This is a genomic window from Desulfovibrio aminophilus DSM 12254 (assembly GCF_000422565.1).
Classification (GTDB): domain Bacteria; phylum Desulfobacterota; class Desulfovibrionia; order Desulfovibrionales; family Desulfovibrionaceae; genus Aminidesulfovibrio; species Aminidesulfovibrio aminophilus.
The window spans coordinates 250,945-269,060 of the sequence record NZ_AUMA01000006.1; the positions used below are offsets into that span (position 1 = coordinate 250,945).

Consider the following 18,116-nt stretch of genomic DNA (forward strand, 5'->3'; position numbering starts at 1 on the left):
ATTTCGAAAGTGGAAAATTTGTTTTTCAGGGTCCGAACCTGGCAAGCAGCCGGGTTCGGACCCCGATTCGGTCAGGATTTGGCCCAAAAAATCAAACCGAGGGAATGTGGATCCAAAAGCAGGGGATGGTGCGGCAGAATGCGCACCGTGAAGCCGAAACGCCCGGCTTCCGAGGGAATCAGGTCGCCGCGGAAGAGATGCCAACCGTCGCTCAGGACTCCTTCCGGGGTCATGGGCGTGGTCTGGCGGGAGGAAAAACGGTCGTCCTGACCCACGGGACCGTGGTAGATCTGCACGAGGATGTCCTCGGGACGCAGCCCGCCGCCGAGGTAGACCTCGCATTCCACGATGACGGGCTCGCGCACGTATATCTGGCCCGGAGTCTCGACCCGCACGTTGCGCGCGTTGAGCGTACCCCACTTGGTCATCATTTCCATGCGCCAGGAGGCCAGCGCCTTGGCGGGCTCGAAACTGTCGCGCATGAGGTTCAGGAAGTTCGTGTAGGCCGGGAGATAGGCCTTCTCCACATAGTCCTCGACCATGCGGTGGGCGTTGAACACCGGCCCCAGCTCCTTGAGGGCCTCCTTCATGCCCCGGATCCAGGAGCGAGGCAAATTGCCGTGACCCCGGTCGTAGAACTCCGGGATGATCTCGTTCTCCAGCAGGTTGTAGAGGGTCTGGCTTTCCACGAAATCCTGGTAGGCCAAGTCCTCGTATTCCTCGCCCGTGCCTATGGCCCAGCCCAGGCGGTTGTCCGACCGATAGGCCTCGTCCCACCAGCCGTCCAGGGTGCTGCACTGCATCACGCCGTTGGCCATGGCCTTCATGCCGCTGGTGCCGCAGGCCTCCAGGGGGCGGCGCGGGTTGTTCAGCCAGACGTCGCAGCCCTGGACCATGCGGCTGGCGATCTTCATGTCGTAGTCTTCCAGGAAGACCATGTTGTAGCGGCATTCCTCGCGGCGGCAGAATTGGATGAGTTCCTGGATGATCTTCTTGCCTTCGTTGTCCTGGGGGTGGGCCTTGCCCGCGAAGATGAACTGCAGCGGCCTCTTGGCGTCCTGGATCAGGCGCAGGAGGCGCTCCTTGTCCTGGAGCAGGAGGTGGGCCCGCTTGTAGGTGGCGAAGCGCCGGGCGAAACCGATGGTCAGGGCCTGGGGGTCGAGAACCTCCTCGGCCATCTGGAGTTCCTTGCGCCGCGCGCCCTTGGCCAGGAGCTGCTTGCGCAGGCGCTTGCGCACGAAGTCCACCAGGCGTTCGCGCAGGCGTTCGTGAGTGCGCCACAACTCCGCGTCGGGGATGTTCTCGGCGTTGGCCCAGAAGCGGGCGCAGTCAGGATCTTCGCGCCAGTTCACGCCCAGGTAGCGGTCGAAGAGAAGGGCCATGTCCTTGGCCACCCAGGTGGGCATATGCACGCCGTTGGTGATGGCCCCGATGGGCACATCCTCCTCGGGGTACTGCGGCCAGACTTTTTTCCACATGTTGCGCGAGACCTTGCCGTGGAGCTTGCTCACGCCATTGTTGAAGCGCGAGAGCTTGAGGGCCAGGACGGTCATGCAGAACGGCTCGTTGTCGTCGCGTGGGTCTTCGCGGCCAAGGGCCAGGAAGACCTTGTAGGCCAGCCCGAGGCTCCGGACGTAACCTTCGAAATAGGGCCGCATGAGGTCCGGTGGGAACCGGTCGTTTCCGGCGGGGACGGGAGTGTGGGTGGTGAAGACCGAGGACGAGGCCGCCAGCTCTCCGGCCGCCTCGAAGGGCAGATTCTTTTCCTGCATGAAGACCCGGATGCGTTCCAGTCCGGCGAAGGCCGAGTGACCCTCGTTCATGTGGATGACCTTGGGCTCCAGGCCCAGGGCCGTGAGCGCCTTGACCCCGCCGATGCCGAGCAGGATCTCCTGCCAGAGGCGCATTTCCAGGTTGCCGCCGTAGAGACTGGAGGTGATCTGGCGGAAGTGTTCCGGATTCTCGGGCACGTAGGTGTCCAGGAGGAAGAGCCGGATGCGGCCCACCCTGGCCTCCCAGATGCGCGCCGTGAGCGGCTGCCCGGCCAGGTCCACGATGATGCTGACCGGTTCGCCGTCCTTGGTGCGGACCGGATGGACCGGCATCTGATTGAAATCGTTCTCGGGGTAGCGTTCCTGCTGCCAGCCGTCCGGGGTCATGTACTGGCGGAAGTAGCCTTCGCGATAAAGCAGGCCCATGCCCACCAGCGGGATGTTCAGGTCGCTGGCGGATTTCAGGTGGTCGCCCGCCAGGATGCCCAGACCGCCGGAATAGATCGGCAGGCTCAAGGTGATGCCGTATTCGAGGCTGAAATAGGCCACCACCGGGGCGTGGTTCTTGTTTTCCGGGAAGGTGAAGGCCGTGGGCTTGCGGGACATGTACTGGTCCAGGGCCTTCTTGGCGTCCTCCAGGCGGGAGAGGAAGAAGTCGTCCCGGGACAATTCCTCCAGAGTCTTCTGGGGGATGTTGTTCAGGAAGGTCACGGGATTTTCCTGGCAGCGCCGCCAAAGCTCGTGGTCGATGGAGGCGAACAGGTTCAGGATGCGGTCGTTCCAGGAAAAGAAGAGGTTGTAGGCGAGATCCCACATGGCCTCGAGCTTGGGCGGCAATTTCGAAACGACGCTGTATATGCGCAACGGTTGCATGGGGGCTCCTTGCGGTAAAAGGCGTCGGGGGAACACCGATTCTTGAGTCATAGCGGCTCGGGTCTGGAATGGCAAGTCGCGAGCCGTTCATAATAAAGGAAGCGGTTGGTCTCATTGACAGACCGGGGGCATCGGGAGCATGTAAATAAATTCGAAACCGAATACGGGAGCCCCATGCAACCGAGTCCTGTCGATCTGAACGTGAAGGTGAAGTATCTCCGTCCGTTGGCCGAGGAAGCGGGCCTGGCCTACGCCACGCCCTCCTCCGTCGGCCTGGATCTGCGCGCCTGTCTGGACGCGCCCGAGGCTCTCGTGGAGCCGGGCGGCCGTCTGGCCGTGCCCACGGGCATCGCCATTGAAATCGTCGAGCCGAACGTGGCCGGCTTCGTCTTTTCCCGCAGCGGCCTGGGCGCCAAGGACGGTTTGACCGTGGCCCAGGGCGTGGGCGTCATCGACCCGGACTACCGGGGCGAAATCGTGGTCTGGCTCCTCAATACCTCCGGCGAGGTCCGACGAATCGAGCGCGGGCAGCGCATCGCCCAGCTCGTCTTCCTGCCCTGCTTCCAGGCCCGCATCCTGCCCGCGCGGGACCTTTCGGAAACGGATCGCGGGGCCGGAGGATTCGGACACACCGGACACAAATGAGGAATACCATGAACGCCACATTCGATACGATCAAGCAACGGAACGAAAAAGTCATCATGCGGACCTACGGCCGCTACCCCCTGGCCCTGGCCAGGGCCAAGGGCGCGCGGCTTTATGACTCCGACGGCAAGGAATATGTCGACCTGCTGGCGGGAATCGCCGTCTGCGGCCTGGGGCATTGCCGTCCCGAACTGGCCAAGGTCATGGCCGAGCAGGCCGATAAGCTCGTGCATGTGAGCAACCTCTTCTACCAGGAAGAGCAGATCGTGCTGGCCGAGAAGCTGCTTTCCACTTGTCAGGCCGACAAGGTCTTCTTTTGCAACTCCGGGGCCGAGGCCAACGAGGGCGCCATCAAGCTGGCCCGCCGCTACATGGCCAAGGTCCGGGGTTCGGCGGCCCGCGAGATACTGACCCTGGAGGGTTCGTTTCACGGCCGTACCCTGGCCACGCTGACGGCCACGGCCCAGACGGGCAAGATCAAGGATGGCTTCGAACCCCTGCCCGGGGGCTTCCGCAGCGTCCCCTTCGCCGACGCCTGCGCCCTGCGTGCGGCCGTGAACGAGAACACCGCCGCCGTGATGGTCGAGACGGTTCAGGGCGAGGGTGGTGTGCGGCCGCTGCCTCCCGAGTTCGTGGAGGCCCTGCTGGCCTTGCGCCGGGAAAAAGGTTTCCTGATCATCGTGGACGAGGTCCAGACCGGCATGGGCCGGACCGGCCGCTTCTGGGCTCACGAGCACTACGGGATCACGCCGGACATCTTCACCGTGGCCAAGGGGCTGGCCAACGGTCTGCCCATGGGCGCGGTTCTGGCCACGGACGAGGTGGCCCGGGGTTTCGAACCCGGCACCCACGCCACGACCTTCGGCGGCGGCGGCGTGCTTTCGGCCGTTGCCTCCAAGGTCATCGACATCATGCGTGAGGAACGGCTGGTGGAGCGCGCCGCCGAACTGGGCGCGTTCTTCCTGGGCGAGGCCGGCAAGCTTCAGGCCAAACATCCGGACAAGATCGCCCACGTGCGCGGTCTGGGGCTCATGCTCGGCATCGAACTGGCCGCTCCCGGCCAGGATATCTGGCGGGCCCTGTTGGACGCCGGGTTCGTTTGTAATTTGACCCACGAGCGGGTGCTGCGTCTGTTGCCGCCCCTGACCATCGCCCGCGAGGATTTGAGCGCCTTCCTGACGACGCTGGATACGATTCTCGCAAACCGGCCGACGGCGTAACCACATGAGCGGCCCCGGCCAGGACGGCGCGCGCCCGGACGAATACTTCCGCGGCCTCAATCTGCTCCTGGCCGGGGCGGTGCCCCAAGCCGTCCGGCGCATCCTGGAAGTGGGGTGCGCCGAAGGCCGCCTGGGCGCCCATCTCAAATCGCTTGATCCCTCCCGCACGGTCATCGGCCTGGAACTGGAGCCCGGCCCGGCCGCCGAGGCCGCCAAGCGTCTGGACCGGGTCTTGGTCCAGGACGCCGAAGCTTCACTTGCTGACCTGGAACCCGGGAGCCTGGACTGCATCCTCTACGGCGACGTGCTGGAGCATTTTCGTGATCCTCTGAACGTACTGCTCCGGCACCGCGCCCTACTCGCGCCCGGGGGAACGGTTCTGTGCTGCGTGCCCAACGTGCAGCACCACACCCTGGCCTCTTCCCTGCTCCGAGGCGATTGGCAGCCCGAGGCCGCCGGGCTCCTGGATCGCGGACATCTGCGTTTCTTCTCCCATCTGAGTCTGCTGCGCATGTTTCTGGACGCCGGATTTCTGCCCGAGGTGGCGGCGGCCTTCAATGTCCCGGCGGCGGAGGGGTTCCATGCCGCGGCGCGGCCCCTGCTGGAGCACCTGGGATTGGACTCGGAGCGCCTCAAGCCGTTCCTGGACGTGGCCCAGTGGATCGTGCGCGCCATGTTGCCGTCCGCGGCTCCTGTCTGCGTCGTGCCGCCCCTGACCCTGGTCACTCGCTCCAGCGAGCCCGCCCTGCTCATGGCCAATCTTGGGCGCTCACCATGCCTTGGTCCTGGAACTCCCCACGAGCTTCTCGTATTCCCCGAGTCCATGCCGTTCGCCGAGGCTGCGCGTCGAGCCCTGGAATGCGCCCGGCATTCTCTCGTGCTGGTTCTCGATCAGAACGCCTATCTCCCCGTCGGTTTTCTGGAGCGTTTCCTGGGCGGGTGGAACGCGGCGGAACAGCGCTTGGGTTCTCGGCCCTTAGCCGGTGTGCATGGCTGGTTCGTGGGCGAAAACGGCCTGGAAGAAGCTGGTCGTTTTGTGGATGGTTTGCGGCTCTGCGCCGGGACGACGGTTTTGCCCTGCCGCGCGCTGGCTCTGGACGGACCGCTTCTGGCCCTTCGCCGGGGGGAGGTGCCCGTGCCCGACCTCAGCCTGGGCCGTCATTGGGCTGTTGGGCTTTGCCTGGAAATGGGGCGGCGGGGACAGGGACCGCTGGTGCTCGACGCCCCCATGCATTGGGCCGCGGACTTTCGTCCGTCGGCGGCCGCGGGTTCCCTCCGCGATGCCCACGCGTTGCGTGCCCGATATCCTGACATTCCTCCGGAACTCATGGACCGGCTTGGACCGAAGCCTGGCCGTCCTTGACCGTGCAAGGCCCAGATCGTAAGATCATTCAAATGAGGACGCCATGAGCATGACCGTGGCCGGGCTCGACAAGGAGCTCCCCTTTCCCCTCGGCTCCCAGGCCGCGCGGGAGCCGGCGGGCAAGCCGACAGCGCCGGAACATCCGACGATTTCCGAGCTTCACGCCCGGGATGAGCAGCAGCGTTTCACCACCACGGTGCAGCAGTTCATGTATAGCGGCAAGGGCTCCGTCATCGACGACCAGGTCTGAGGATCGGGTCGGCAGCGTAAACCCACCGGGGCCGGGACGACCGGCCCCCGGTTTTTTCAGGTCCGACGACGAGGTATACCGACCATGACCGATCTTCTCCAGATACGCTTCTCCCTCCCCGCGCACGAAGTCGATGCCTGCCAGGCCTTTCTGGCCGAGAACGTGCCGCATGGCTGGCAGGAGGACCAGGATGGCCCGGATGGAACGGCCTTCAGTCTCTATGTGGAGGACAGCCCCGCCGGTCGCGCCGTGGCCGAGGTCGTCTCCAGCCGCTGGCCCCAGGCCGGGGTCCAGGTCCAGGGCCGGGAGAAGGAAGACTGGGGCCGCGCCTGGATGGAGTTCTTCGTGCCCCTGGAATGCGGGCAGCGCTTCGAGATTCTGCCGCCCTGGCTGGCGGACAAGGCCAATCCCGAACTGACCCCGGTGATCATCGAGCCCAAGATGGCCTTCGGTACGGGCCACCACCCCACCACGGCGCTCTGCCTGGAGGGCCTCTCCACCATCCTGGGCGATGGTGCCAGCTGGGAGGACAAACACTTCCTGGACCTCGGCACCGGCTCGGGCATCTTGGCCATCGCCTTGTGCCGCCTGGGCATGACCGGTGTGGGGTTGGACATCGACCCCCTGGCCGTGGAATGCGCCGAGGAGAACGCGGCCCGCAACGGCGTGGGGGATAGGCTCTCCCTGGCCGTGGGCAGCATCGACGCCGTGGAGCCGGGGGTGCGTTTCGACCTCATCGTGGCCAACATCCTCTCCGGCCCGCTCATCGGCATGGCCCCGCTCATCGTGTCCCGACTGGCTCCGGGCGGGGCTCTGGTCCTCTCAGGCATTCTCGAGGAACAGGCCGACGCTGTGGCCGCGGCTTACGAGGCTCAGGGCCTGGGCCCGGCCGAGCGGAAGATTTCCGGCGAGTGGGCAGCCCTGACCTACGCCGGGGCATGCCGGTGAAGCGTCTCAACCTGCTTCTGAACATCCATCACGCCATGCTCGCGACCCTGGGTCCGAGCAACTGGTGGCCCGGCGAGACGCCGTTCGAGGTGGCCGTGGGCGCCATCCTGACCCAGAACACGAACTGGGGGAACGTGGAGAAGGCCATCGCCAACCTCAAGAACGAAGGAGCCCTGGAGCCCAAGACGCTCTACCGTCTGCCGCGTGAGCGCCTGGAGGAATGCCTGCGTCCCGCCGGGTACTTTCGGCTCAAGGCCACCAGGTTGCGCAACTTTCTCGAATTTCTCAAGGACGAGGCGGGCCTCAGCATGGAGGCCCTGGTCGGCCGCGACCTTCCCGGCCTGCGGGAGCGTCTCCTGGCGGTCAAGGGCATCGGTCCGGAAACCGCCGACTCCATTTTGCTCTACGCCCTGGACGCCCCAGTCTTCGTGATCGACGCCTACACCCAGCGCATCTTCTCCCGCCACGGCCTGCTTCCCGAGGACAGCGACTACCATGAAATTCAGTCTCTGTTCATGGACGCCCTGCCCCGGGACGCCGCCCTGTTCAATGAGTATCACGCCCTCATCGTGCGCACGGCCAAGCAGTGGTGCGTGAAGAAGACGCCCCGCTGCGACAGCGGCTGCCCCCTGGCTCCCTTCCTGGAGGCCCGTTGATGTCGCGCCGGGCTCTGCTCGCCCTGCTCTGCCTGTTTTTGTCCCTTCAGCCCGCCTTGGCCCAGGAGGTGAACGAGGATCTGCGCGGCCGGGAGGAACAGGCCGCCCGGACGCGGGAGGAGGTGGCCCGTCTGGCCGCCCGGGAAAAGGATTTGAGCGGCAGGATCGCGGCCATCGAGGGACGTGTGCGCTCGGCCGAAAAGGAGATCGCCGCGCGGGAACGCAAGCTGGAGGCGATCCGCGCCGAGGAGCGCAAGACCCGGGAGGAGCACGCCATGCTGAGCGCCCGCAAGGCCGCCATCGTGGCCGACCTGAAACGTTTGCTGCAGGGCGTTTGGCCGGTGCACGTGAAGAACCTCCAGAGCCGCTTCCAAGGCCTGTCTTCCTGGGAAGCCTTGGACCGCCGCTTCACCTGGATGAGCCACGTCTACGCCGCCACTCGCGACAAGCTGGAGGAGGCCCGGCAGGCCCAATTGCGCATCGCAGCCAACCTTGAGCGGCAGAAGCGCCTCGCCTCCGAGGCCGAGGCCCAACTGGCCCAGGTGAACAAGGCCAAGGACGCGCTCCTGCGCGAACGCCTGGAATTGCGGCGGGTTCTGGCCCAGGTGCGCGACGAGCGCCGGGATCTGGAAACCGAGCTGGCGGCCATCCTTCAGACCATCAAGGAGTTGCGCTACCAGGAAGGGCCGGTGGGCGGACGGCGCATCGAGGGCTTCAAGGGCAGGCTGCCCTGGCCCGCCAAGGGCGCGACAGTGGCCCGCTTCGACGCCTCGGCCCGGCCTCCGCGCAACGGATTAGGCTTGAGCCTACCGGAGGGCGCGCCGGTGCGCGCCGTGTTCTGGGGCAAGGTGATGCACAACGATGTTCTGCGCGGATTCGGCCGGGTGGTCATTCTCTATCACGGCGGCGACTATTACAGCCTCTATGCCTTTCTGGCCGATTCCGACCTGCGCCCGGGGCAGGAGGTGGAGAAGGACGAGACCGTGGGCTCGGCCGGTTATTACCCGGACGCCAAGGGTCCAGGACTTTATTTTGAATTGCGTTTTCACCAGAAACCCATTAATCCGGACGCGTGGCTGAACGCCGCGCCGTAACGCCGCCGGCCTGATCTCCGGCCTCCCGGGAGGATACCTCATTATGCGCGTTTTTCTTTGGATCGGCACTCTGCTGCTCCTGTTCGTCCTGGCCGTCGCGCCTCTTTCCAGCCAGGCCGTGGGCGACAACTCCTTCGAGGCGCTGAAGCGTTTCAGCCAGGTCATGGACATCGTGGAGAACCATTATGTCCAGGAGATTCCCCGCTCCACGCTCATTGAGGACGCCATCAAGGGCATGTTGGAGCAGTTGGACCCGCATTCCACCTATCTGAACAAGGATGACTTCAAGGACATCCAGGTCAGCACCAGCGGGGAATTCTCCGGCATCGGCATCGAGATTTCCCTGGAGCAGGGCCGCCTGACGGTCATCTCGCCCATCGAGGACACCCCGGCGGACAAGGCCGGACTGAAGAGCGGCGACATCATCCTGGAAATCGACGGTCAGTCCACCCAGGACATCACTCTCACCGAGGCCGTGAAGCGCATCCGCGGCGCCAAGGGCTCCACGGTCAAGCTGGTCATCCTGCATAAGGGCTCCAACAAGCCGACTACCGTGCCCATCGTGCGCGGCACCATTCCGATCCACAGCGTGAAGACCCAGGAGCTGGAATCCGGCTATCTTTATGTGCGTCTGACCCGCTTCAACGAGAACACCACCCGCGACCTGCTTGACAGGCTCAAGGACTACAAGGCCAAGAAGCAGATCAAGGGCTTGGTTCTCGACCTGCGCAACAATCCCGGCGGCTTGTTGGATCAGGCCGTGTCCGTGGCCGACGCCTTCCTGTCCGAGGGTCTCGTGGTCTACATCCAGGGCCGCGACGCCGGTCAGCGCAAGGACTTCCCGGCCACCCGCGGACCCGAGGACGTGGCCGCCCCCATGGTCACGCTCATCAACCCCGGCTCGGCATCGGCCTCGGAGATCGTGGCCGGAGCCCTGCAGGATCACAAGCGCGCGCTGCTTCTGGGCGAGCGTTCCTTCGGCAAGGGCTCGGTGCAGACCGTGATCCCGCTCTCCGACGGCACGGGCATCAAGCTGACCACGGCGCTTTACTACACGCCCAACGGCCGCTCCATCCAGGCCGAGGGCATCGTGCCCGATCTGGAAGTGCCTTTCGTCCCGGCCGAAGAGGACAAAGACGGCGACAACCGCTTCACCCTGCGCGAACAGGATCTGTCCCGCCATCTGCAGAACAACGGCGGCGGCAAGTCCAAGGACAACGAGACGAGCAAGGAGGCCGGCGAGATGCTGGGCCGCGACAATCAGTTGCGTCTGGCCCTCGAACTGGTCAAGAAATTGCCGACCATCAGGCAGATCCGCTAGGCGAAACGCTTCCGCATGGACGAACCGACCCCGGAACTGGACGAACAGGAACGGGCGCGGGCCGGGATACTTTCCCGGCTGACGCGCCCGATTCCTTTTGCACTCGCGGCGGTGAGCGCGGCGGCGCTGCTGTCGCTTCTCCTTTGGCTGTTCTTTTTCCGTTCGCCCGAGCCGGAACCAGCTGTCGCACCCTCCGAGGACCGGCATCCCCCGGTCGTTCTCTATGAGGAGACCGCCGCCTGGGATCTGGAGGACAAGGTCAAGCAGGCCGACCTGGCCCTACTGGAGACGATGCGCTCCCTGGGAGGCGGCAACGTGTCCATGCGTCTGCTGGACGCCCAGGTCCGTCACCACGGCGAGGAAGACTACCACTTCCAGTCCCTGCGTCTGGGCGTGGGCCGCAAGGGTGCCGAGTTCCTCGACTCCTTCCGCTCGATTCTGGCGGCCCGTCTGCCCGAGGCTCAGCTGGGCGAAGGCTCGGCCGGACTCGTGACGGTGAGCATCGACGGCGTGCTGACGCATGAGCTGCACGTGGACGGCGTCAAGGAGAAGGAAAAGGAGCTGCCGCCCCCCAGCGTGCCCGGGCCCAAGCTGACCATCGTCATCGACGACATGGGGGAGCACGCGGAATTCGCCCGAGCCCTGGCGCGACTGTCCTTCCCCGTGACCTTTTCCATCTGGCCCAACGCCGGGCAGAGCCGCGAGACGGCGGCCGTGGCCCGCAAGGCCGGCCGCGAGGTGCTGGCGCACGTGCCCATGCAGCCCAAAGGCTGGCCCGGCATCAACCCCGGCCCGCAGGCCCTTTACGTGAGCATGGACGCCGACGAGATCCGCCAGACCCTGCGCCGCAACCTGGATCGCCTGCCCGAGGCCGTTGGCATCAACAATCACATGGGCTCACGTTTCACCGAGTCCGCCCCCGGTATGGGTGCGGTCATGGACGTGCTGGCTGAGCGTGGGCTCTTCTACCTCGACAGCGTGACCTCGCCTCGCAGCGTGGGCGCCGCCGAGGCCCGCCAGGCCGGGTTGCGGGCCTTCAAGCGCGATGTGTTCCTGGACAACGAACGCAACGTGCAGGCCATCATCCACCAGCTCCGGCTGACGGAATCCCTCGCCCGACGCAACGGCCGGGCCATCGCCATCGGCCATCCCCACCCTGAGACCCTGGAAGCCCTTGCCCAGTGGGCCAAGGACCGCGACGGCCGCATCGCCGTGGTTCCACTCTCGGGCTTGCGCTAGGGCGCGCTTGCCTTCCCGGCTTCGCCGGGCTACATGTAAAGAAAGGTTCGCACTCCCGGCTTTCCTGGCCCGCTTCTTGCTTGATTTCCGCGCCAAGGGGTCGGCGCGGCCGGTTTTTTTGACGCGTCGGCGGGATACGGACTGCAACCCGCAAGGATCGAAGCCGAACCATGAGCAAGATTCTCGAACAGGATGAAGTAGATGCGTTGCTGCGGGGCCTCTCCGGAGGTGACGTCGAAACGGAGTCCGACCTGCCGGAGGACGACTCCGGCGTCGTTTCCTTCGACCTCGCCAACCAGGATCGCATCATCCGCGGCCGCATGCCGGTCCTTGAGATCGTCAATGACCGCTTCGCCCGCCTCTACACCAACGCCCTGGCCAACACCATGCGCAAGCGCGTGGACATCAACCCCATCTCCATCGACATGTCCAAGTTCGGGGACTTCATGCGCTCCCTGCCCGTGCCCACGAGCATCTCCATCTTCAAGATGGAGCCCCTGCGCGGCAACGCGCTCCTCGTGGTGGACTCGCGCCTAGTCTTCGCCTTGGTGGAGAACTTCTTCGGCGGCGCGGGCAGCCAGCCCAAGGTCGAGGGTCGCGATTTCACGCCCATCGAGCAGGCCATCGTGGACCGGGTGGTCAAGATCGCCCTCTCCAACATGGAGGACTCCTGGAAGCCGGTGCATGAAGTGCACATCGAGATGATCCGCTCGGAGGTCAACCCCCAGTTCGCGGCCATCGTCCCGCCCAGCGACGTGGTCATCGTGATCACCTTCGAGGTGGAGCTGGAGAACGCCATCGGTTCGCTCATCTGCTGCCTGCCCTACGCGACCATGGAGCCCATCCGGGCCAAGCTGCACGCCTCCTTCCAGTCCGAGCGCCTGGAAGTGGACCACGCCTGGATCAGCCGTTTCAAGGAGCGGCTCATGGAAACCCCGGTGGACATGCTCGTGCGCCTGGGCCGGACCAAGATCACCGGCCGCCAGCTCCTCCAGCTTCAAGTGGGCGACATCCTCCTCCTGGACACGGACGAGGACGACCTCCTGGAGGCCGAGATCGAGAGCGTGCGCAAGTTCTACGGCATCCCGGGCCGGGTCAAGGGCAACAAGGCCTTCCAGGTCATCAAGGAAGAACCCATCCGTTTCTAGGCCGCCTGACCGGGTGGGAGCCATCCGGTTCCCGCCGCCTCTTGACGTCGGGTCGCAAATGCGGCTTCATGCGCCGACCGAATCCAACCGGAGGGCTCTCATGCGCCGTCTTCTTTTCGTCACCCTGGCCGTCCTGCTCTGGGTCGCGCCGTGCCTGGCCCAGGACAAGGTCTTCCACGTCTCCGTGACCCAGATCGTGGAACATCCGTCCCTGGACGCCATGCGTCTGGGCTTCCTGGACCGTCTCAAGGCCCTGGGCCTCAAGGTCGAACCCTCGGTGCACATCGCCCAGGGCAACATGGCTGCCAACGTCCAGATCGCCAGCCAGATCCAGGGCGAGAACCCCGACCTCATCCTGGCCATCACCACGCCCTCGGCCCAGGCCGTGGTCCAGAAGATCAAGGACAAGCCCGTCGTCTTCACCGGCGTCACCGATCCCCTGGCCGCCGGTCTGGTGAAGAGCCTGGCCGCCCCTGGGGGGAACGTCACCGGCATGACCGACAAGAGCCCCATGGACCGCCACTTGGCTCTGATCCGGGAGTGCCTGCCCGGACTCAAGCGCCTGGGTGTGCTCTACAACGCGGGCGAGCCCAACTCCGTGGTCCTGGTGAACCTGCTCAAGGACGAGTGCGCCAAGGCCGGGGTCGCCCTGGAGGAGGCCACGGCCGCCAACTCCGCCGCCGTGTATCAGGCGGCCAAGAGCCTCGCGGGCCGGGTGGACGCGGTCTACGTGCCCGTGGACAACACGGTGGTCTCGGCCCTGGAGGCGGCCATCAAGGTCTGCGAGCAGAACCGGCTGCCCTTCTTCTCAGGGGACACGGACTCCGTGGCCCGGGGCACCGTGGCGGCCCTGGCCGTGGACTACCGCAAGATGGGCGAGCAGACCGCGGACATGGCCGCGCGCATTCTCAAGGACGGCCGGAAACCCGGCGAGATGCCCGTGGAGAGCATCCGCGACCTCGCCCTGCACGTGAACACGGGCGCGGCGGCGCGCATGGGGCTGACTCTGCCCGAGAGCGTGCTCAAGCGGGCGGACAAGGTCATCCCCTGAGCCGGGCTCCGGCCTTGGAATTTGCCTTGCGCCGCGTTTCGGTGTACAGCCGCCGTCAACGCCGACGCACTCTATTCAGGAACCGCATCCGCCCATGACCTCGTATGCTTTCTTCGGCGCCCTGGAACAGGGCTTCGCCTTCGGGCTCATGGTCCTGGGCGTCTATCTGACCTTCCGGGTCCTGGACTTCCCCGACCTCACCGTGGACGGCAGCCTGCCCCTGGGCGCGGCCGTCTCAGCCGTGGCCATCGACGCCGGGATGCACCCGGCCCTGTCCCTGGTCCTGGCCTGCGGCGCGGGCTTCCTGGCCGGGGCCGTGACCGGCTTCCTGAATACCCGCCTGCGCATCCTGCACCTGCTGGCCTCTATCCTGACCATGATCGCGCTCTACTCCGTAAATCTGCGGATCATGGGCCGACCGAATCTGACCCTGCTCGGCAAGCCCACCCTGGTGGACCTCTTCACCACGGCCAGCGGCCTGCCACAGTATCTGTCCACCCCCCTGCTCTTCGGCCTCGCGACCGCCTTCGCGGCCGTGGTCCTGATCTGGTTCCTGCGCACCGAGTTGGGCTTGGCCCTGCTGGCCACGGGCGACAATCCACGCATGATCCGCGCCTTGGGCGTGAACACCGGCGGCACCATCATCCTCGGCCTGGGCCTGTCCAACGCCCTGACCGCCATGTCCGGGGCCTTGGTGGCCCAGAATCAGGGCGGCGCGGACGTGAACATGGGCGTGGGCACCATCGTGGCCGGACTGGCCTCGGTGATTCTCGGCGAAACCGTCTTCGGGCGGCGTTCCGTGGCCTGGGCCGTGCTGGCGGCCATCTTGGGCTCCCTGCTCTATCGCCTGGCCATCGCCCTGGCCCTGGGGCTCAAACTCGGTTCCTTCTCCATCACCCCGAGCGACCTGAACCTGATCACCGCCCTGCTCGTGGTCCTGGCCCTGACCGCGCCGCGCATGAAGGCCAAGGTGTTCTCCTGATGTTGCGCGCCGAGGGCATCGCCAAGACCTTCTTCAAGGGCGGGGCCAACGAGGTCCGGGCCCTGAACGGCGTGAACCTGCGCCTGGACGAGGGCGAATTCGTCACGGTCATCGGCTCCAACGGCGCGGGCAAGTCCACCTTTCTCAACGCCGTGGCCGGGGTCTTTCCCGTGGACGAGGGCCGCGTGGTCATCGGCGACACGGACGTGACGGCCTGGCCCGAGTGGCGGCGCGCCGTGCTCATCGGCCGGGTTTTCCAGGATCCCTCCCAGGGCACCTGCCCCGGGGCCACCATCGAACAAAATCTCGCCCTGGCGCTCAAGCGCGGGCAACCGCGCGGCCTGGGGCCCGGTGTGCGCCGTCGCGACCGAGAGCTGTTCCGGGAGCGGTTGTCGCGGCTCGGCCTGGGCCTGGAGAACCGCCTGCGCGACCCGGCCGGACTGCTCTCCGGCGGCCAGCGCCAAGCCCTTACCATGCTCATGTCCGTGCTGGTCCGGCCCCGGCTGCTCCTCCTGGACGAGCACACCGCCGCCCTGGACCCCAAGACCGCCGAGAAGATCCTGGGGCTCACCGCGCGGCTGGTGGAGGAACTGGGCCTGAGCACGCTCATGGTCACGCACAACATGCGCCAGGCCATCGGGCTCGGCCATCGGCTGGTCATGTTTCATCGCGGCGAGATCGTTCTGGACATCCGGGGCGAGGAAAAACGGAATCTGCGGGTGGAGAACCTGCTCACACGCTTCGCCGAGGCGCGCGGGGAGGAGTTCACCTCGGATCGGGCGCTGCTGGTCTGAACGCCGGAAGGCGTTGGCGGCGAACGGGAAACCATGTACACCAATCGAACACGAAGGAGACTTTCATGAGCGAACTGACCTTTTCCATCGTCAAGCCCGACGCCGTCGAGGCCGGACAGGCCGGCTCCGTCCTCCAGATGATCATCGACGCGGGCCTCAAGATCAAGGCCATGAAGATGATCCGGCTCACCCGTGAGCAGGCCGAGGGCTTCTACGCCGTGCACCGCGAGCGTCCCTTCTTCAAGGACCTGGTGAATTACATGATTTCCGGCCCGGTGGTCGTCTCCGTGCTGGAGGGCGACAACGCCATCGCTCGTTACCGCGAGCTCATGGGCGCCACGGATCCGGCCAAGGCCGCCGAGGGCACCATCCGCAAGCGTTTCGGCAAGAGCATCGAGGCCAACGCCTGCCACGGCTCCGACGGCCCGGACACGGCCAAGACCGAGGTGGCCTATTTCTTCAGCCGCCTGGAGATGGTGGGCTGACATGGCCACTGTCGGCTTCATCGGCGTGGGCAACATGGGCACGGCCATCATCCGTGGTCTGGCCCGGCGCAAGGACATACAGCTCCTGGGCCTGGACCTGGACGCGGCCCGGCTCAAGGCCCTGGGCAAGGAGTGCGGCCTGAAGGCCGCCGCCTCGGTGAAGGAGCTGGTGCAGGCCAGCGACTACGTGGTCCTGGCCGTGAAGCCGCAGCAGGCCCCGGAAGTGCTCCAGGAGGCCGGTTCGGCCCTGGGCAAGACCCGCTGCCTCGTCTCCATCGCCGCCGGGCTCACCGTGGCCCGGCTCAAGGAGCTGAGCGGCGCCAAATGTCCCGTGGCGCGGGTCATGCCGAACACACCCGCCCTGGTGGGCGAAGGCGTCTTCGCCCTCTGCCTGGACGACCCGGGCCTGAAGAAGGCCCAGCGGGAGTTCTTGTCCGGGCTGTTCACCAGCCTGGGACAGGTGCATGTCCTGGCCGAGAAGCTCTTCGACGCCTTCACGGCGGTGATCGGCTCCGGTCCGGCCTATGTCTTCTACTTCATGCAGGCCCTGGCCGACGCGGCCGTGAACCTCGGCTTGCCCCGGGCCCAGGCCGTACAGATGGTCCAGGGCCTGTTCGCCGGTTCGGCCAAGCTGGCCGGCGAGGACGGGCGGCACCTGGGCGAGCTCACGGACATGGTCTGTTCACCCGCGGGCACGACCATCCGGGGCGTGCTGCACATGGACCGCACGGGCGTGAAGGGCAACATCGCCGACGCGGCCCGCGAGTCCTATCTGCGCAGCGTGGAGCTGGGCAAGAAATAGTTTCCCGCCGGACATCATGCGAAAGCCCCGGTTCCGTCCTGGAACCGGGGCTTTTTTTCGCGCGCCGCGCGGGGTCAGGAGACCGGGCCGCCGCGCTGGGCCAGGGTCTTGCGCTCGTAGTCCGAGCGGTCCTTGCCCACGTAGAAGATGAAGGAACAGAGCATGACCAGCAGGCAGCCGGTGAGCGCCGCCTTGGCGGCCCCGGCCAGGGCGATGAGGCAGAAGACGCAGGCGATCAGGGCCGAGCCCACCTGGAGCAGAGCCCGGGTGTTGGCCAGGCCGTAGCGCCGCAGCAGGTTGAGGGAGGAGTAGAAGTATGGCGGCAGGGTCAGGAGCACCGCGATGTCGCAGATCTCGCCGAACAGGGTCTGGGTGTCTCCGTCCTTGGACACGAGCATGAGCAGCGCGAGCAGGATGGTCATCATGACCGAGGCCAGGATCAGCCCGGCCACGGGCACGTTCTTGTGGTTCCGGCGGCCGAAGATCGCCGGGAGCGTGCCGTCCTGGGCCGCGCGGCAGCCCGCCTGGGAGACGAGCATCATCCAGGAGCCCAGGGAGGCGAGGCAGGCGAAGGCCGTGACCGCCGAGACGGCCTTGGAGATCAGACCCGCGAAGGGCAACTTGGCGCAGATGTGGCCCATGGCCAGGGAGAACGGCGCGCCCGAGGCAGCCATTTCCGCCGCCGGGAACATGCCCGAGATGGCCGAGCAGGAGAGGAGGTAGACCAGCCCGGCCAGGGCCGCGCCGATCATGGTCGAGAGCGGGATGTTGCGCTTGGGGTTGTCCACCACGGCGGTGTTCACCGAGGCGCTTTCGATGCCGATGAAGCTCCAGATGCAGAGCAGCACAGCGGCCATGACCGCCTCGCCCGGGGGCTTGCCGCCCACGATCCAGTTGGCCTGGAACAGGGCCGGGTCGAAGGAGAGCCAGCCCAGGGTTCCGGTGAGCACCACCGGGATGAGGAGCAGCACCACCCCGATGGAGACGAGGCGGCCGATCCAGGCCGCGCCCAGGATGTTGATGCCGGTGAAGAGCCAGATGAGGGCGATGGAGGTGACTCCGGCCGTCAGCGGATGCTCCAGGGCCGGGAAGAACACTGAAAGGTAGTCCACCCCGGTGATGGCGATGGCCAGGTTGCCGATCCAGTTGGCGTGGTAATAGAGCAGGCCCGCCTGGTAGCCGAGCACCGGCGAGACCTCGCCGGAATAGGCGATGGGGCCGCCTTCCTGGGGATCCTCCATGCCCAGGCGGGAAAACACGTAGGCCAGGGCCAGGGCCCCCACCAGGGCGACGGCCCAGCCGACCACGGTGATGCTGCCGATGGCGGCGAGGTTCGCGGGCAGCAAGGCGATGCCGGAACCCATCATGTTGCCCGCCACCACGGCGATACAGGCGATGAGGCCCATCTTGTGGCTGCTGTCGGCGGCCATGCGTCACTCCCCTTTCAGCGCTTGGGATGTTGAGAAGCCCGGC

At 66.1% G+C, this 18,116-nt stretch carries 17 protein-coding genes; 15 read left to right on the plus strand and 2 right to left on the minus strand.

The genetic code is table 11. The features are described 5' to 3' along the window. Window positions 1-71: 71 nt before the first annotated feature. Window positions 72-2,645: an alpha-glucan family phosphorylase gene (gene glgP / locus H587_RS0103220; RefSeq protein ID WP_027175041.1), complete on the minus strand. Its 2,574-nt coding sequence runs from the start codon at window positions 2,643-2,645 to the stop codon at window positions 72-74. A 174-nt stretch (window positions 2,646-2,819) separates the two neighbouring features. Here glgP and dut point away from each other — a divergent pair, with 174 nt between their 5' ends. From dut to proC, 15 genes are all read left to right on the plus strand, one after another. Further along, on the plus strand, window positions 2,820-3,290 hold the full coding sequence (dut, locus tag H587_RS0103225; RefSeq protein WP_027175042.1) for a dUTP diphosphatase: 471 nt from the start codon (window positions 2,820-2,822) through the stop codon (window positions 3,288-3,290). An 8-nt stretch (window positions 3,291-3,298) separates the two neighbouring features. Continuing rightward, a complete protein-coding gene (locus tag H587_RS0103230) occupies window positions 3,299-4,510 on the plus strand; it encodes an aspartate aminotransferase family protein (RefSeq protein ID WP_027175043.1) in 1,212 nt (403 codons plus the stop codon). 4 nt (window positions 4,511-4,514) lie between these two features. Then, the gene (locus tag H587_RS19485; RefSeq protein ID WP_051202398.1) at window positions 4,515-5,873 is read left to right on the plus strand and encodes a class I SAM-dependent methyltransferase; all 1,359 of its coding nucleotides are present in this window, start codon (window positions 4,515-4,517) and stop codon (window positions 5,871-5,873) included. 43 nt (window positions 5,874-5,916) lie between these two features. After that, window positions 5,917-6,123 carry a hypothetical protein gene (locus H587_RS0103240; RefSeq protein ID WP_027175044.1) on the plus strand — a complete coding sequence of 69 codons (207 nt, stop codon included), beginning with the start codon at window positions 5,917-5,919 and terminating at the stop codon, window positions 6,121-6,123. An 84-nt stretch (window positions 6,124-6,207) separates the two neighbouring features. Beyond that, window positions 6,208-7,071, plus strand: a complete 864-nt coding sequence (locus tag H587_RS0103245) for a 50S ribosomal protein L11 methyltransferase (RefSeq protein WP_027175045.1) — start codon at window positions 6,208-6,210, stop codon at window positions 7,069-7,071. Continuing rightward, window positions 7,068-7,727 (plus strand): endonuclease III domain-containing protein, encoded by a 660-nt coding sequence (locus H587_RS0103250; RefSeq protein ID WP_027175046.1) that lies wholly within the window; start codon window positions 7,068-7,070, stop codon window positions 7,725-7,727. Before H587_RS0103245 ends, H587_RS0103250 begins: the two co-directional genes overlap by 4 nt. Then, on the plus strand, window positions 7,727-8,821 hold the full coding sequence (locus H587_RS0103255; protein ID WP_027175047.1) for a murein hydrolase activator EnvC family protein: 1,095 nt from the start codon (window positions 7,727-7,729) through the stop codon (window positions 8,819-8,821). Before H587_RS0103250 ends, H587_RS0103255 begins: the two co-directional genes overlap by 1 nt. A 43-nt stretch (window positions 8,822-8,864) precedes the next feature. Further along, the gene (locus H587_RS0103260) at window positions 8,865-10,142 is read left to right on the plus strand and encodes a S41 family peptidase (protein WP_027175048.1); all 1,278 of its coding nucleotides are present in this window, start codon (window positions 8,865-8,867) and stop codon (window positions 10,140-10,142) included. A gap of 15 nt (window positions 10,143-10,157) precedes the next feature. Continuing rightward, window positions 10,158-11,381 carry a divergent polysaccharide deacetylase family protein gene (locus tag H587_RS0103265; RefSeq protein WP_027175049.1) on the plus strand — a complete coding sequence of 408 codons (1,224 nt, stop codon included), beginning with the start codon at window positions 10,158-10,160 and terminating at the stop codon, window positions 11,379-11,381. Between the two features lie 170 nt (window positions 11,382-11,551). Continuing rightward, window positions 11,552-12,529, plus strand: a complete 978-nt coding sequence (fliM, locus tag H587_RS0103270) for a flagellar motor switch protein FliM (RefSeq protein ID WP_027175050.1) — start codon at window positions 11,552-11,554, stop codon at window positions 12,527-12,529. Window positions 12,530-12,629: 100 nt separating this feature from the next. Beyond that, entirely contained in the window at window positions 12,630-13,580 is a 951-nt protein-coding gene (locus tag H587_RS0103275; RefSeq protein ID WP_027175051.1) for an ABC transporter substrate-binding protein, read from the plus strand. A 94-nt stretch (window positions 13,581-13,674) separates the two neighbouring features. Then, window positions 13,675-14,562 carry an ABC transporter permease gene (locus H587_RS0103280; RefSeq protein ID WP_027175052.1) on the plus strand — a complete coding sequence of 296 codons (888 nt, stop codon included), beginning with the start codon at window positions 13,675-13,677 and terminating at the stop codon, window positions 14,560-14,562. Continuing rightward, a complete protein-coding gene (locus tag H587_RS0103285; RefSeq protein WP_027175053.1) occupies window positions 14,562-15,356 on the plus strand; it encodes an ABC transporter ATP-binding protein in 795 nt (264 codons plus the stop codon). The genes H587_RS0103280 and H587_RS0103285 overlap by 1 nt, the downstream gene beginning before the upstream one ends. A gap of 65 nt (window positions 15,357-15,421) precedes the next feature. Then, window positions 15,422-15,841 carry a nucleoside-diphosphate kinase gene (gene ndk, locus H587_RS0103290; protein ID WP_027175054.1) on the plus strand — a complete coding sequence of 140 codons (420 nt, stop codon included), beginning with the start codon at window positions 15,422-15,424 and terminating at the stop codon, window positions 15,839-15,841. A 1-nt stretch (window position 15,842) separates the two neighbouring features. Then, window positions 15,843-16,643, plus strand: coding sequence for a pyrroline-5-carboxylate reductase (gene proC, locus H587_RS0103295; protein ID WP_027175055.1), 801 nt, complete (start codon window positions 15,843-15,845; stop codon window positions 16,641-16,643). 74 nt (window positions 16,644-16,717) lie between these two features. Here proC and H587_RS17060 read toward each other — a convergent pair whose 3' ends face one another. Beyond that, complete coding sequence (locus H587_RS17060) at window positions 16,718-18,073, minus strand: amino acid permease (RefSeq protein WP_051202399.1); 1,356 nt, start codon at window positions 18,071-18,073, stop codon at window positions 16,718-16,720. Window positions 18,074-18,116: the final 43 nt, after the last annotated feature.